Annotated in this window: 14 protein-coding genes and 2 tRNA genes; 10 read left to right on the top strand and 6 right to left on the bottom strand. The window is 33.9% G+C overall.

Features of this window, described 5'->3' with window-relative positions:
* Positions 1–90: 90 nt before the first annotated feature.
* Both JR312_RS02360 and JR312_RS02355 read right to left on the bottom strand, forming a co-directional pair.
* Positions 91–1164, bottom strand: coding sequence for an AI-2E family transporter (locus tag JR312_RS02360; protein ID WP_264330864.1), 1074 nt, complete (start codon positions 1162–1164; stop codon positions 91–93).
* 49 nt (positions 1165–1213) lie between these two features.
* Positions 1214–2104 carry an alpha/beta hydrolase family protein gene (locus JR312_RS02355; RefSeq protein ID WP_416647643.1) on the bottom strand — a complete coding sequence of 297 codons (891 nt, stop codon included), beginning with the start codon at positions 2102–2104 and terminating at the stop codon, positions 1214–1216.
* Between the two features lie 101 nt (positions 2105–2205).
* Between JR312_RS02355 and ispD the strand changes: the two genes are divergently transcribed.
* A complete protein-coding gene (gene ispD, locus JR312_RS02350; RefSeq protein WP_416647631.1) occupies positions 2206–3411 on the top strand; it encodes a 2-C-methyl-D-erythritol 4-phosphate cytidylyltransferase in 1206 nt (401 codons plus the stop codon).
* An 84-nt stretch (positions 3412–3495) separates the two neighbouring features.
* Here the strand turns inward: ispD and JR312_RS02345 are convergent, their stop codons facing one another.
* From JR312_RS02345 to JR312_RS02335, 3 genes are all read right to left on the bottom strand, one after another.
* Positions 3496–4362 carry a ParB/RepB/Spo0J family partition protein gene (locus tag JR312_RS02345; RefSeq protein ID WP_416647630.1) on the bottom strand — a complete coding sequence of 289 codons (867 nt, stop codon included), beginning with the start codon at positions 4360–4362 and terminating at the stop codon, positions 3496–3498.
* Positions 4359–5201 (bottom strand): ParA family protein, encoded by an 843-nt coding sequence (locus JR312_RS02340; RefSeq protein ID WP_416647629.1) that lies wholly within the window; start codon positions 5199–5201, stop codon positions 4359–4361. Before JR312_RS02340 ends, JR312_RS02345 begins: the two co-directional genes overlap by 4 nt.
* 84 nt (positions 5202–5285) lie before the next feature.
* Entirely contained in the window at positions 5286–7766 is a 2481-nt protein-coding gene (locus JR312_RS02335) for a response regulator (protein WP_416647628.1), read from the bottom strand.
* 159 nt (positions 7767–7925) lie between these two features.
* On the opposite strand from JR312_RS02335, the gene hemF reads away from it, so the two are divergent.
* The 8 genes from hemF (at position 7926) to sucD (ending at position 13511) form a co-directional block, all read left to right on the top strand.
* Entirely contained in the window at positions 7926–8750 is an 825-nt protein-coding gene (gene hemF / locus JR312_RS02330; protein ID WP_416647627.1) for an oxygen-dependent coproporphyrinogen oxidase, read from the top strand.
* An 82-nt stretch (positions 8751–8832) separates the two neighbouring features.
* Positions 8833–9972 (top strand): hypothetical protein, encoded by a 1140-nt coding sequence (locus JR312_RS02325; protein WP_416647626.1) that lies wholly within the window; start codon positions 8833–8835, stop codon positions 9970–9972.
* Positions 9973–10040: 68 nt separating this feature from the next.
* Positions 10041–10112, top strand: a tRNA-Glu gene (locus JR312_RS02320).
* 32 nt (positions 10113–10144) lie between these two features.
* Complete coding sequence (locus JR312_RS02315; protein ID WP_416647625.1) at positions 10145–10840, top strand: 16S rRNA (uracil(1498)-N(3))-methyltransferase; 696 nt, start codon at positions 10145–10147, stop codon at positions 10838–10840.
* 122 nt (positions 10841–10962) lie between these two features.
* Positions 10963–11036, top strand: a tRNA-Pro gene (locus tag JR312_RS02310).
* Between the two features lie 198 nt (positions 11037–11234).
* Positions 11235–11435: a 30S ribosomal protein S21 gene (rpsU, locus tag JR312_RS02305; RefSeq protein WP_015588134.1), complete on the top strand. Its 201-nt coding sequence runs from the start codon at positions 11235–11237 to the stop codon at positions 11433–11435.
* 30 nt (positions 11436–11465) lie between these two features.
* Entirely contained in the window at positions 11466–12626 is a 1161-nt protein-coding gene (gene sucC / locus JR312_RS02300) for an ADP-forming succinate--CoA ligase subunit beta (RefSeq protein WP_416647624.1), read from the top strand.
* A gap of 3 nt (positions 12627–12629) precedes the next feature.
* Positions 12630–13511 carry a succinate--CoA ligase subunit alpha gene (gene sucD, locus JR312_RS02295; RefSeq protein WP_416647623.1) on the top strand — a complete coding sequence of 294 codons (882 nt, stop codon included), beginning with the start codon at positions 12630–12632 and terminating at the stop codon, positions 13509–13511.
* 6 nt (positions 13512–13517) lie between these two features.
* On the opposite strand, the gene dapF is transcribed toward sucD, so the two are convergent.
* Positions 13518–14312 carry a diaminopimelate epimerase gene (dapF, locus tag JR312_RS02290; RefSeq protein WP_010403976.1) on the bottom strand — a complete coding sequence of 265 codons (795 nt, stop codon included), beginning with the start codon at positions 14310–14312 and terminating at the stop codon, positions 13518–13520.
* A 105-nt stretch (positions 14313–14417) separates the two neighbouring features.
* Here dapF and JR312_RS02285 point away from each other — a divergent pair, with 105 nt between their 5' ends.
* On the top strand, positions 14418–15530 hold the full coding sequence (locus JR312_RS02285) for a glycoside hydrolase family 5 protein (protein WP_416647622.1): 1113 nt from the start codon (positions 14418–14420) through the stop codon (positions 15528–15530).
* Positions 15531–15578: the final 48 nt, after the last annotated feature.

Raw genomic sequence — 15578 nt, 5'->3', positions numbered from 1 at the left:
TCCTCTCCTTTTAAACAATATGACCGAAGACTTTCAGGTCGCACCATTTCTCAAATGTATCAGAGATCCTTTCTTTTTATCATGAACTAATTAGCCATTTTTATAAAGCTCACTTTCAAAATATTTATTGACTGTATATTCTACTAATACACTGAACATTGCTATTATTGGAATAAAAAATAATATACCTATAAACCCAAAATATGAGGTGCATATGACAACTCCTAAAATAATGATAGTTGGATGTATATGAACTTTTTTTCCTATTAATAAAGGGACTAATATGCTTGAGTCTATTAATTGACCAACACTAAATAATAGCAAGACAGCAGCACTTTCAAACCATCCACTAAATTGAGTAATGGCGCTCAAAAATCCGATAATAATGTATAATAATGGACCTATATAGGGTATAAATGTTAATGTTCCTGATAAAATTCCAATCGCTACAGAATGCTTCAGCCCAATTATGCTAAGGCCCACGGAGTAAAAGATCATCATAACTATACATACGTTTAGCTGTCCCTTTAGGTAATTAGATATAATGAAATCTACTTTGGAAAAATAACCTGCAGCTTTTTCTCTGTAAAGAATGGGTATTAGTTTACTAACCTTTTCTACAATTGAAGGCCAATCACGTAATACATAAAAAAACACCATAAGCGTAATAGCTATTAATGATACCATGTAAATCAAACTAAAGCTTGAACTTAGCACTTGAATTATAAGATTACTGCCCATGCTAAGAGCATTTATAAAATAAGATATATAATCACTGTAATTTTCTACTAGATTTTTAGACAAGTGATCAAATAAACTATCTTCAGTTTTTATATTAAGAAATTCTAGCACAGAAGGAATCACTTTAAGTTTTAGTGAAGGTATCTTATTCACTAAGAAATTTAATATTAAAGTAATTTGAAAATATATAATAGGTAAAACAAATGTAATAACTAATATAAAAGCTATCAATAAGGCAAGTGTTATAAAAACTACAGAACATGAACGCGGTATTCTGTATTTTTCAAACTTGGTTACTAGAGGGTTAAACAAATGTGCAACAAAAACGGATATTAGACACGGAGCAATCATAGGACGCATCAAAAATAATGCCCCTATTATAAAAAGTAGTACACAACAAATAGTTATATGACGTTTTTGCATATGTCTAACATAGTCGATTTACCAAAAAATATACAGTTTTTTGTAAATACTATCTATTCATTGTTTTATTAAGTATTAGATCAGCTAAATTTTCATCCAATTCCCAACCAGATAAAACTCCGTTGTGCGGGTCATATTCAAAGCTTTTCAAATTAACGATTTTGGTCAAATTTCTATTTAACGATTGATTATCTTCTAGTCCTTTTGCTAATTGTGCAGGATATGGTATTAAGGTGTCTCTTTCATGATTAATGACCGCTATTGATATATCATTATTTTGTAGCTTTTGTATATTGCTTACTATATCAAAGTCTAAATTTAGGAACTTAAGCATTTTTTTTAACAAACAAGAGGGTAGTATGCTTAGAATTTTTGTCTGAGAAATTGGAAAATGCTTTATTGCATTGTAAAAAGAGCTGAAAGTGCTGGTAAAAATAATACCTCCGAGTTTAATATTTCTGTCTGTAAAATATTTCAGCACTTCTGATGCAATTGCTCCTCCAAAGGAATGGCCGAGAAGTATAATGTTTTCAGGCTTCACACCATTGTCAATTAATTTACTGATTTCTTTTATTGAAGGCTGAGACAAGCTTTGATTCTTATTTATAAACGGAATCATGAGTGGTGGTACAGATAAAAAGGTGCAAGTTAAAGCTGCTAAGATGGCTAAACTTGCTATCCTAGATGTCATTGGATTAGTAAGTAATATTAAAGTTGGTAATAGTATTGATGTTCCTAAAAACAAGAAACTAGCTATTGCGTAAGTTATATAGTTTTGAAATGCAATTGGGTATTTATGTGCATGAGTGCGAAAATTAGACCTATGGAGATATGTAGATCTATCTTGTATATACCTGGCCGCATTCTTATAATTATCACCTATTCCATGAAAAAATATAAGATGTATCTCATTTTCTTTATTATACTTAGCAACGTGTATTATTTTCCTCTAGCATATATTACACCTAGTAAAAGAATATTCTTTTTTGAGAATTGGATCAACTTTTTTAAAATGCTAGATAACTTGTATTAACACCGAAAATGGTAAGCATGCACACTAACAGACTTGAGGAATACAAGATAGCAGCATTAATAGTTGCAGCAGGAGTAGGCAGTAGATGCAATGCCAAAATCCCTAAACAGTATATAAAATTGGCAGGTAAGTCTGTTTTATTTCACACAATTAGAAAATTCTTAGCTAACCAGTACATAAGTTACATAAGAGTGGTAGTGAATGAAAGTCAAAAAGATTTCTATAAAGAAGTTACGTCATCAACTATAGATACTAAATTGCTGAGTCCAATATGTGGAGGAAAAAGCAGGCAGAGTTCAGTTAAACTTGGACTAGAGAGTTTGCAAAAGATCAATCCAGATTTTGTTATTATACATGACGCTTGTAGGCCTTTTGTATCAAATATTCTAATAAACAACTTGATTGAATCTATGATTAATGATCAATATACAGGGGTAGTTCCAGCAATAGAAGTCGAGGATACTATATCGTTGGTGAGTAATAATTTCATTGAATCTATGATTTCAAGAGAAAAACTTAGAGCCATGCAAACTCCTCAAATTTTTAATTTCAGAGAATTATTATCGTGCCATCAATCAGTCAAAGAATTTACTGATGATTCATCACTAATGGTGGAGCATAAAAAACATGTTGCGATTATTGAAGGTGAGAAAAAGAATTTTAAGTTAACTACAAAAGAGGATATCAATATGGCAAAACTTCTCTTTGGAGAGCCAAAATTCCGTGTCGGAACCGGTTATGATATACATAAATTTGTTAAAATTCAAAATGATGCTAAGAGCTTTATAAAAATTTGCGGTGTGGAAATTGAGCATAATATGGCAATAGAGGCACATTCCGATGGTGATGTTGCAATACATGCAATCGTTGATGCAATACTCGGAGCACTAGGATGTGGCGATATAGGAGAACATTTTCCTCCTAATTTCTCTAAATGGAAGGATTGCAATTCATCTCATTTTCTTGACTTTGCTGCTAAAAAAGCACAGGAAAAAGGATATAGCGTGTCTAATTTAGATATTACTATAGTTTGTGAAGAGCCTAAAATATCGCCTTACAAAGCAGGAATGAAGGAATTCATATCAAAAATATTAGAAATTAATGGTGAATTCGTAAATATCAAAGCAACCACAGCGGAAAAATTAGGTTCTATTGGAAGAAATGAGGCAATAGCAACGTATGCTTCTGTGCTATTGCGTGCAAATTTTTATTGAAGGTAGAAACGAAATAACTTACTTGACAAACTCCACCATTTCACTTCCATTGCAAGGAAAGTGGGAAGGTTTGTCAAGAAATTTCTATGAGCTACTTTCGACATTAATAGCTGATTCAAGTCTTCTATTCAAAATTTTCAATATAAAATCCAATTCATTTGAGTTGTTATAACGTATCATGACTTTACCCTTAGAATTACTGTCATTAATTTTGATCTTTAAACCAAGCTGAGAAGATATAGCTCCTTCTAATGCTGCCATATCTTGATTTTTAGTACACTTATGCTCTTTTCGGTCGTTATTTTGTTGTAAGTCTTTTATCAATTTTTCAGTTTGTCTAACGCTCAGGCCCTGAGAAACTATTCTTTCTGCAATACTTTCCGCATTTTCAACATTAATCAATGCTCTTGCATGACCCATAGACAATTTTTTCTCGTTGATCATTGTTTTTACTCCATTAGGGAGTGACAGCATTCGTATCATATTGGTTATGTGACTGCGGCTTTTGCCTAAAGTTAAGGCTAATTCTTCGTGTGTATAGGAGAATTCATCTATTAATTTTCTGTACGCCTCACCTTCTTCTATTGGATTAATATCTTGCCTCTGTATGTTTTCAATTATCGATACTTCTAAGCATTCCTTGTCATTTAAATCTTTTATGATAACCGGCACACTATCAAGATTTATGACCTTACTTGCTCGCCAACGACGTTCCCCTGCTACTATTTCATAACCTTCATTATTTGGATCTTTGCGCACCACAACAGGTTGTATTATACCATTTTTCTCTATCGAACCTGCAAGTTCTTTTAATGACTCCTCATCAAAATATTTTCTCGGCTGAAATTTGCTCGGGTGTAGTAATGAAATAGGTAACCGATCTTCTTTATTACCATAATTATCGCCTATGAGGCCAGCAAGACCTCTACCTAAGCGCCTATTGTCCTTCACGCTGCACCCTCACTTATCAGCTTTTTCTCTTTACAGATGCTCATGTGTTTCTTTAAAATTTCTTTTGCCAAACTTATATATGCTTGTGCACCAGGACACTTAAGATCATATACAATAGCAGGTTTTCCATGAGAAGGCGCTCCTGATAACCGTACATTACGTGGAATAATGGTCTCATACAAGGGGATAATAGTTTTATATACTTTATCATTTAAATATTGGCAAATATCATTTTTAATCTGCTCACTAAGTTTGTTGCGTCTGTCATACATTGTGAGCAATATTCCTTCTATTAACAGGAAAGGGTTTAGGTTATTTCTTTTTATCAGCTCTACAGTCTTAACTAAATGGCTCAATCCTTCCAGAGCGAAAAATTTACACTGAAGAGGAACAATAATCGAGTCAGCAGCGGTCAGAGCATTGATAGTAAGCAGACCAAGTGATGGAGGACAATCGATAATTATGTACTCATAATTATTACGTACTTTCTCTAGCGTATCTTTTAGTACGAATTTTCCCTGCTCAAGTTGTGATAGCTCAATTTCTGCAGCTGATAAGTCAACCACTGATGAAATCAGCGATAGATTTGGAATTTCCTTTATATTGAAAATTGCCGACTCCACCAATTCACTTTCTCTGCTCAGCAGTATTTTATATATATTTTTTTCTTCCCTGCTACGATAAGAAATCCCAAGTCCTGTACTAGCATTTCCTTGAGGGTCAAGATCTACCAGTAAAGTACTTTTTCCCACAGCAGCAAAGGCTGTTGATAAATTTATACTAGTTGTAGTTTTACCAACTCCACCCTTTTGATTTACTATTGCAATGATCTTGCTCACGCCTTTTATCTTATGTATAAAATAACTCTATTGTATATATGCAAGAAATTTTTGCATTAGAAAAATTTTTGTTGCCAATCATGCTCAAAGTAAACTGCCTTTTTTTGTCTTATGTAACACACTTTGAACCTTATTTCCTAACTCATTCAGAGTAAATGGTTTGGGTAAAAAATGGAAGTCTTCTATATTGATTTCATCGCTCTTTAAAAAAGCATCCTCTGCATACCCAGAAATAAAAATAACTTTGATGTTTGGCCTATGTATCAATGTTTCTTTAACTATTTCTGGACCACTCACCTCTGGCATGATTACATCAGTGATTATTAGATCTATGTGTTGATTTTTTTTTCTAATGATCTCTAGTGCCTCGCTGCCTATACTCGCTTCTATTACATTAAATCCTTTTCTTGTAAGAGCCTTAGCAGTAAATTCCCTTACTGAATCTTCATCTTCAATTAATAAAATTATACCATTACCTTTAATCTCTACCGGTTTCTCTATTTCTTTACTATCTTCCTCTTTATCATTTTCATCCGATATGTAAACTATGGGCAAAAATATGCTAAATTTAGTTCCATGATTCACTTTGCTAGCAACATAGATGTATCCTTCGGTTTGTTTAATAATGCCATATACAGTAGAGAGGCCAAGACCTGTACCAGAAGTAATATCTTTGGTAGAAAAAAATGGATCAAATGCCTTTTCAATTATATCACTCGTCATTCCACATCCAGTATCAATCACTTCAATCACAACATAATTCCCATGTTCAATCGTTTCCTTATCTGGAGAAAACATATCCTGAGGTGTAGAATTTAATGAATCAACCTTTTGATTAAAGGTTCGTATAGTTAACTCTCCCCCCTTTTCCATAGCAGCACCAGCATTAACTGCTAAGTTAAGCATAACTTGCTCTAATTGTCCTTGGTCAGCCCTAACAGCGCCCAAATCGCTACCATAATAAATATTAAATTTTATATTTTCACCTATTAATCTTTTGATCATTTCATAAAGATTAGCTATCGTACCATTTACATTAATAATCTTTGGCTGCAAAGTCTGTCTTCTTGAGAAAGCAAGCAGTTGTCTTACTAAATTTGACCCACGTTTTGCATTTTGCTGTATCTGTATTATATCTCCAAAAGATGGATCGCTAGCTGAGTGCTGGAGTAAAAGCAAATCACAAAATCCTATTATTCCGGTTAATATATTATTGAAATCATGTGCAATACCACCTGCTAATTGCCCTATAGCTTGCACCTTTTGATAATGCTCAAGTTTTATCTCTAGTTTTTTACGTTCAGTATTATCAATAAAATAACAAAGTATGAACATCACTTTATTATGAAGAAACTTATTAAAATATATTTTCATGTTATTACCGCCATTGAGCTGCACGTCAAAGGACGCATTATTTATCCTATTACTTGAAAAATATTCACGCACTTTCATATGATAACCATCTGATATCAATGCAAAGATAGAACCATTATTTGACCCCGCAAGTTTTACTAATGCTATATTTTTCTTTATAAAGTTGCCATTTATGTCGCATTGTGCAATAGCAATTGACGAATTTGTAAAACAAGGGTGTAGTTGATAATCAACAATATTTGATTCAGTTGGTGTTATAAAGCCGTGTATATAGCTATGATTGTATTTATCACAAAATATAGCAGTACTCATATAAGCCTTAAATGGAGCACCGCTTATAGTAAAAAACATAATTTCATTTCTGGTTATTGTATCGTCATACTTAGATTGAGATATAAAATCATTGATTGAGCTACCTTTTTCCAATTTTTTTAGTTCAAACATGTCTAAAAATCTTTTATTTACAGATAAGATACCTCCTTTTGTATTTGCAACGTAAGTTGCTATATTGTGTTTCTCTATCAACTCTTCATATACCTGCTCTTTGTTTACCTGTGTTGCCTTCAGTACAAAATACCCATTCGGTCTTGCTATTGGGGCTAATGATAAATTTAAAGTCTTATTACTATTTATAGCAATTTGTGGATTATCCGGTATTGGTTCAGAGAGCAAAAGAAAGTTAGATATTCTACTCTTCTTGCTTAGGGAAATGCATACTTTTACAGAAGTGTTATTTCTTAACGCATGATAGAGTGATTTTCTGTCTTTTTCTGACACATCTCCTGCTTCAAGAATTTTATCTAGCGTAACATCATCGTTTATGTGATCTTTAAACCTTTCGTAGAACCTCGCATCAGCATAAATAATACCCTCATCTTTATGTAAAATGAGACAAAACTCTGTATTATGATTCAGCGCATTTGCAAATATTGCATTTTGAAACTCTATGATATTAAGTAGATACTTGTAACGTTTTATATTATATACCACAAAGAGAGTCATTAGAATGCTAATTAATAAATTAATCTCTATATTAACATGCTGACTATATACATTAGAAAAATAGAGTACTGATATTGCTATTGGAGGTAAGAACATAATGACTGCCATCACAATAATTGACATCCCATAATTTCTTAGTATGAAGTCAACTCTGTTCTCTTTTTTGTTATCTATGTATCTTTTACTCATTATTATTGCTTGGCATCCTTGCACATATAAAAATATTCTACTATATTGATTTAATTATTATAGATTTATTAACATCCTTGATGGGTAGTTACTATCCCAATCTAATTAAGTCCTGTAAATATAGAGTACAATAATATTAATAAGCCAATAGAAGGTATTATGGAAAAACAAAAGGCACAAGCATTTGAATGGTTCTGCACACTGAGAAACAAGATCACCGAATCTTTCTTATCAATTGAGGTACAGTCATTCACAGAACCAAAAATCGAAAAAAGAAAGTGGAACCGACCAGGTGGAGGAAGTGGTGAATCTACAATTATCTTTGGTAATATTTTTGAAAAAGTTGGAGTAAACGTTTCAAGAGTATACGGAAAGCTCGAAGACTCAGCCATTAATGAAATTCCTGGTGCAAGTGAAAGCAATGGAGAGTTTTGGGCAAGCGGTATATCTTTAGTGTCTCACATGCAATCTCCCCTTATCCCTGCAGCACATATGAACACAAGGCTGATATATACCTCAAAACAATGGTTTGGTGGAGGAATGGACTTTACTCCAATTTATAAAGATGAGGGAGATTGCAAGTATATTCACGAATCAATTAAAGCAACTTGCAATGAGTTCAACATCGAATATTATCCGAAATTTAAAAAGCAATGTGATGATTACTTTTTTTTACAACATAGAAAAGAGCCACGTGGTATTGGTGGAATTTTTTATGACAATCTAACTTCTGGCAACTGGAAAAATGATTTTGAGTTCACAAAAGCAGTAGGTGAAGCCTTTTTAGAAATTTACTTACACATCATACACAAACATATGCAAAAATCTTGGACAAAAGAACAACGAGAAGAACAATTGATAAAACGTGGCAGATATGTGGAGTTCAATCTTCTTTATGATCGTGGTACAAGGTTTGGTTTAATGACTAATGGTAACCCCGATGCAATTATGATGTCGATGCCGCCTCTTGTTAAGTGGGTGTGAAAAGCGGTTATTAATATAAAATAAATCGTTATAGTTTAAAATTGTACCACAATGGTGAGCTTTTGTATAGAGGGGTACAATCATGGGTATAGTAGATAGTTTTTTAATTAAATCCGCTAGAAATAGCAATATAAGAGGCTTGAGGCTAGCTTTAAGTCTTCATAATATAGTAAACAGCTTTGAAAAACTCTTTTCTAGAATTAATCCTTTTAGGAACAAGGGGTCATTTGACTTGAATAATGATCAAACTTTAAATCGAGCTTTAGAGTATGCAGTAACAAATCTTGATCATAATGTAATGACGTTACTTATTAGTGCTGGAGCAAATATTAGTGAAATAAATAATAGTATAGGAAATGTAATCCTTCAATACAAAAGAGCATCAGAAGCTATGCAGTACGGAGATAAGGACAGTCTCAAAGATCGTAAAGAAAAATGTTGTTTAGTGCTTGGTGAGCTAATAAAAAAAGAAAGAAAAGAAATATTGGAGATTTTGAAACAAACGGAAAGTTGTGACAAGCTTGAAGAGGAAGTAGAGCTAAAATTTAAGGCCAACTCACCTAAAAAACCTCCTAGAATTTTTGAGCATGATGATATTTTACTTTTAAAAGAGCCCATTTATGATGAGGTATATGACGCTAAGGTTAGTAACTCATTAGAAGAGTTGAGCGTATCGGAAGAATCCATTTATGCTGAAGTATATGATTTGCATAAAAGATCTACTGAAAATTTATCATTGAAAGATAGTGGTTGTTCTAGTATATCAGGAGAACCTATTTATGAAGATGTAGATGATTTCTCAGAGCAAAAAAAGCCCACTAGCTTAAATCATAAAGAGCAACCAGAGCCTATTTATGCTAAGGTAGATTTATCGAAAAAGAGATCAGAAAGACAAGCAAAACATATAAAAGATAATTCTGGGACTTATCATGGATTAGTGCAGGATAAAGTGAATAATTTGCAAGTAAAACTAAATGAGCAAAGTGCTAATAAGCCAGCGAGTCAGCAAATCAAGACCAAGGCTGGCTTTAACGTAAAAGAAATAAGGCAAAATTTTGAGCGTAGAGATTCTGGATACGATTCTGGCTATGATTCAGATACAAAAGTTGAACAAAAATTAGAATTAGGATCTAAAGCTCCTAAATCTGAGATAGGTTCAGTAAGCATTGAACATGGGGTAATAGGAGGCTGTCGATATAAAATCACTGATATATCACTCTAACTGTGTGATTCAAAATAATTGAATTGACTTTATATGTATAATCGATATAACTCAGTTAGATTCAAGTCGACTCTTTCGTCTAGTGGTTAGGACACCACCCTTTCACGGTGGTAACACGGGTTCAAATCCCGTAAGAGTCACTCAAACAGAATGCAAATAACTAAAGTTTTGAATGAAAAAAATTAGGCTTTATGTTGAAGAAGCTTTATCACAAAATGTAAGTTCGGCGCTTCATCCACGACAAAGTCACTATATTTACAATGTAATGCGGCTTAAGAAGCATGATAACATCTATCTTTTTAATGGAAAGGATGGAGAATGGTTAGGAGAAGTAGTGAATATATCAAGTAAATCGACAAAAATTATAATAAAAGAACGCACTAAACAACAACAACATGAAAAAAATCTATATTTGTATTGTGCTCTGGTAAAAAGCGGCGCCTTAAGCAACATAGTAAGACAAGCAACTGAAATGGGAGTAACCTGCATTCAATTTATTTCAACAGAACGTACAGTAGTAAAAAACATTAACCTAAGTAGAGCGAAATTACAGGCAATTGAAGCTGCGGAACAATCCGGTAGGACAAGTATACCACAGATTTTTCTTCCTATTAATTTTTGTGAATTATCCGATTCTCAGAATAAAAATTTTGTTTTGTGTGATGAAACAGGTGAAGGACAACCTCCTAATAAAGTTCTAAAAGGCAAGAAAAACGTTGCTATTATTGTTGGCCCCGAAGGTGGTTTTTCATCTTGCGAACTTGATTCTGCCAATAAATTTTGTCAGAAACTGAGTCTAGGAAAAAGAATTTTGAGAGTTGATACTGCTGTAGTTGCTGCATTAACCTTCACCAATTGGTATAGCTAGATTTTTTAATATGGCTAGTGCAATTTGACACTCTATATAAAGAAATCTGCATTATATTTTTCCTAAAAGAAATAAATGAAACTTGCATTTTTCCGAACTATCGATACTCTTAGTAAAGAAGTCGGGGCGTAGCGCAGCCTGGTAGCGCATTTGGTTTGGGACCAAAGGGTCGGGAGTTCAAATCTCTCCGCCCCGAGATTAGAAAAATTACAAGAGCACTGTAACCTAAGAGCAATTTTTATCAGCAAGTAAATGATTGACAGCAGAATGAAGCTTTTTTCATATAAATCACTGCATATCATATTCTATCGCTCAAGTTTATAAAATAATTGACAATGTTAATTTTCTAATTTATAAATGGATTTTGAAGTGATTACCGAAGGAGGTATAGAGTTTGATTGAAGTATCAGTCCATTATGGTGATGTAGATAGAGCTCTTCCAGTGTTGAAAAAAATAATTCAAAAGGAAGGAAGAGGGCTCAAAATGAAAAAAAAATATCACGAAAAGAAATCAGAGAAAACAGCTAAAAAAAAAGCTGAAGCAAGGAAAAAGAGATATCAGCAAGAATGCAGAAGACAGCGTTATGGTTGGTAGTTTTTACTAAGGTTAATAATTAGTTATCTTATGAATATTCACGAATATCAAGCAAAGGAGATTTTACGCAAGTTTAATGTCCCGGTACCAAAGGGTTTTGTTGCTACATCTGCAGAAGAAGTAGAAACTCAAATAAATCAACTAAAATCTGACGTGTTTGTGGTTAAAGCTCAGATTCATGCAGGTGGTAGGGGTAAGGCTGGTGGCGTAAAGCTAGCAAAGTCAACTAAAGAAGCTCAACAACTTGTAAAGGACATGCTTGGCATAACTTTAGTTACTCATCAAACAGGGTCAAGCGGACAGCAGGTAAAGAAAGTATACATTGAAGAAGGTTCAAGCATTAAAAAAGAGTACTATTTGAGTCTAGTAGTCGATCCAAAGCTTAGTAGGCTAGTATTTATATTTTCTTCAGAAGGTGGAATGGATATCGAAGAAGTGGCAAAAAATTCTCCTACAAAGATTGTGAATTTTAATATTGACCCTGCTACTGGTTTTACAAGTCTTGATAACAATAAGCTTTTCAATAGCTTTAATCTGAGTTCGGAACAAATAGGAAAGGTAACGAATATTGCAAAAAATATATATGATGCGTTTATTACAACTGATGCGAGCCAGATAGAAATTAATCCACTAGTTGAAACGAATGCCGGAGATTTTATTGCACTTGATGCTAAAATTAATTTTGATGACAATGCTCTATACCGTCATTCAGAAATCGTGAGCCTACGTGATTACGATGAAGAAGTCAAAGAAGAAATAGAAGCTTCAAAGCATGGGCTCAGTTATATAAAAATGGATGGCAATATTGGCTGTATGGTAAACGGTGCAGGTCTTGCTATGGCAACAATGGATATAATAAAGTACTACGGAGCAGAGCCTGCTAACTTTCTAGATGTTGGTGGTGGAGCGAGTAAAGAAACTGTAACTGAAGCATTTAAAATCATATTGTCTGATAGCAACGTAAAAGGAATTTTGGTTAACATATTTGGTGGTATAATGCGTTGCGATATTATTGCAAGTGGAATTGTTGCGGCTGCAAAAGAAATGAGCATTAAAGTTCCTCTAGTGGTTAGATTATCAGGTACTAATTTTGAAGAAGGAAAAAAAATTTTAGAAGAGTCGGGATTAAATATTATTGCTGCAGATGAGCTAGATGAAGCCGCGCAAAAGATAGTAAAAGAGGTAAAATAAAGCATGTCCGTTTTAGTAAATAAAGATACAAGGTTAATATGCCAGGGTTTTACTGGTGCACAAGGTACGTTTCATTCAGAACAAGCTATTGACTACGGGACGAAAATGGTTGGCGGTGTAACTCCTGGAAAGGGTGATAGCACTCACCTTAATTTACCAGTTTTTAATACTGTAGCAGAAGCTAGAGAAAAAACTGATGCGAATGCTACGGTAATATATGTACCTGCTAAATTTGCTGCTGCTGCAATACTTGAAGCAATAGATGCAAAAATAGAATTGATAGTTTGTATTACAGAGGGCATTCCTATACTTGACATGGTAAAAGTGAAGCATGCACTTACTGGCTCAAAAAGCCGATTGATTGGGCCAAACTGTCCAGGAATTATTGCACCCGAAGAATGCAAAATAGGAATTATGCCAGGACATATTCACAAACGTGGACATATAGGAATTATGTCTCGCTCTGGAACTTTAACTTATGAAGCGGTAGCACAAACAACCGCTGTTGGTCTTGGTCAGTCAACATGTATAGGAATTGGAGGCGATCCTGTTCATGGCATGACGTTTGTTGACTGTATGGAGCTCTTTTTAAAAGATGACGATACTCATGGTATTGTAGTTATTGGTGAAATAGGTGGAAACGAAGAAGAAGATGTATCACATTTTATAAAGGCGGAAAAAACTAAAAAACCAATTATTGGATTTGTAGCAGGCCAAACAGCACCTCCAGGAAGACGTATGGGGCACGCTGGAGCTATTATTTCTTCAAGTGGAGGAAGTGCTGGTGCAAAGTTAGAAGTTATGAAGAGTGCTGGAATTGCAATTGCAGAAACTCCTGCTGTGATTGGTAAAAAGGTGTTAGAAGTAATGAGTGTCAGTGCCTAGCCTAGGTCATAAAAACCCTATATCCCCAGTCATCAGTATATTTTTTGACCACTCAATCAGTAACTGACCTCCTGGTAAATGTACTGAAGTTTGTTTAGTAGCCAAACACTTACGAAGTATAGATGCAACAAATGCTGCACAAGCCGCACTACCACATGAAGCAGTAATACCTGTTCCTCTTTCCCAAACTCTTAAGTTTATTTCTCCAGATTTTTCTATTTGTGCAATACTAACATTTGTTTTCTGAGGAAATAATTCGTGATTTTCTAGCTTTGGTCCTAAATTCTGCAATGGTATTTCGCTTATGTTATCAACAAAAAAAACTATATGAGGGTTACCAATATTTACTGCAACTGGCTCTTTCAGCATTTCAAGCTCTATAGGTAGATAAAGGGGATCGCATTCACAAGAAAGAGGAATTTCATTCCATTTAAGCAGTGGTTTACCCATATTGACCTTTATTGATTTATCGCCTACTTTAAAACATTCTAAGATACGATTATTTATCAGCTCAATAGTGATATATTCAGTACCTTTTTCTAACATTATCAAATATCCAACACAGCGTGCTGCGTTTCCACACATTTCAGCTCGACTACCGTCAGCATTGTAGATATGCATAAAGCAGTTTGCAGCATTAGACATTGTTATAATTATCACTTGATCACAACTGCCTTGATCAGCAATTTGCCTATAATTCCAGTCTAAATTATTTGCTGAACGTGAGTCTATGATAACAAAACTATTGCCAGTACCGTGCATCTTTACAAACGGGATCTTGTCTGTTAGGTTACTTACCATTATAGCAAAATTATATAAGTGAAAATTTTTCTTCTAATTACAGCTGTTTTGTATTCTATAGTTTTCTGTAATGTGAGTGCTAAGTCAATACCGGAGAACAGCAAAATGCTCTTTTGGCAAACTGGAGTTAGAAAGGGAGCAAATGTTTTCAATAGAAAAGTTGATAGTGACTTAATCAAAGCAGCAAAGGAATACAAAATTGGTTTTATTCGTCTTGCTCCTGACAAATTTGAAACTACGCAACGTGACTTCCTCTTAGGCAATGCAGACAATTATCCGGGCCTGATTTCCAAAGACCTGAAAGTTCTGAAAGATGTTTTAGATGCTTTTCATCAACAAAAAATACCAGTAGTATTAACGATGCTTAGCTTACCTGGATCTAGATGGAAGCAAAATAATAACGATAAAGATGATTTACGTTTATGGTCAGATCAAGCTTTTCAAAAACAAGCAGCAAAATTTTGGCAAGATCTTGCGAAAGAGCTTAAAGATCATCCTGCTATTGTTGGATATAATATCTTAAATGAACCACATCCAGAAAGGCTTTATAATACTGCAGATTCGGCTATTTATAACGTAGAACAAAACAAAGTTCAGAAGAATCTATTTGGCTTTTATAGCAGCGTGGTAAACAGTATCCGCCAAGTTGACTCAGAGACCCCAATAATACTTGATAGCAGCAGTTATGCTGACTCTAATACTTTTAACAAATTTGAACCAGTTAGTGATAAAAATGTTCTTTATTCATTTCATATATATGAGCCCTTTGCTTATACAAACTTAAAATTAAACCAAGGTAACTTTGCCTACCCTGGGCATATTCAATCTTCTGATACAAATAAAATGGAGCATTGGGATAAGAATCAGTTAAAATCATATATAGAACCAGTCAAAGTTTTCCAAGAGAGATATAATATACCAAATTATAAGATCTTTGTTGGAGAGTTTGGCGGGCATCGCTGTTCAAAAGGATTAGAGAACTATTTTCGAGATCTTACTTCTATTTTTAATGAATATAATTGGCATTTTGCTGTTTATGGCTTTCGAGAAGATATGTGGAATGGTATGGATTATGAACTTGGAAGTAAGAAATTACCGTGGAAAGATTGGCAAGCAATTGAAGAGGGTAGGATGAAAAAAAGTTATTTGCCAGATAATCCAGTTTTTAAGATATTAAGAGAAGAATGGTCAAGTCAGCTCGCTGGCCATTCGTCATAAAAAAATGGGAACGTTCAAAAAAGTGTGTCAAACCGCATTTTCAATTCA

Source organism: Wolbachia endosymbiont of Nasonia giraulti (assembly GCF_048054155.1).
Classification (GTDB): Bacteria; Pseudomonadota; Alphaproteobacteria; order Rickettsiales; family Anaplasmataceae; genus Wolbachia; species Wolbachia pipientis_C.
Note: the sequence above shows the minus strand (reverse complement) of the source record. Positions and strands in the feature narration are given on the sequence as shown.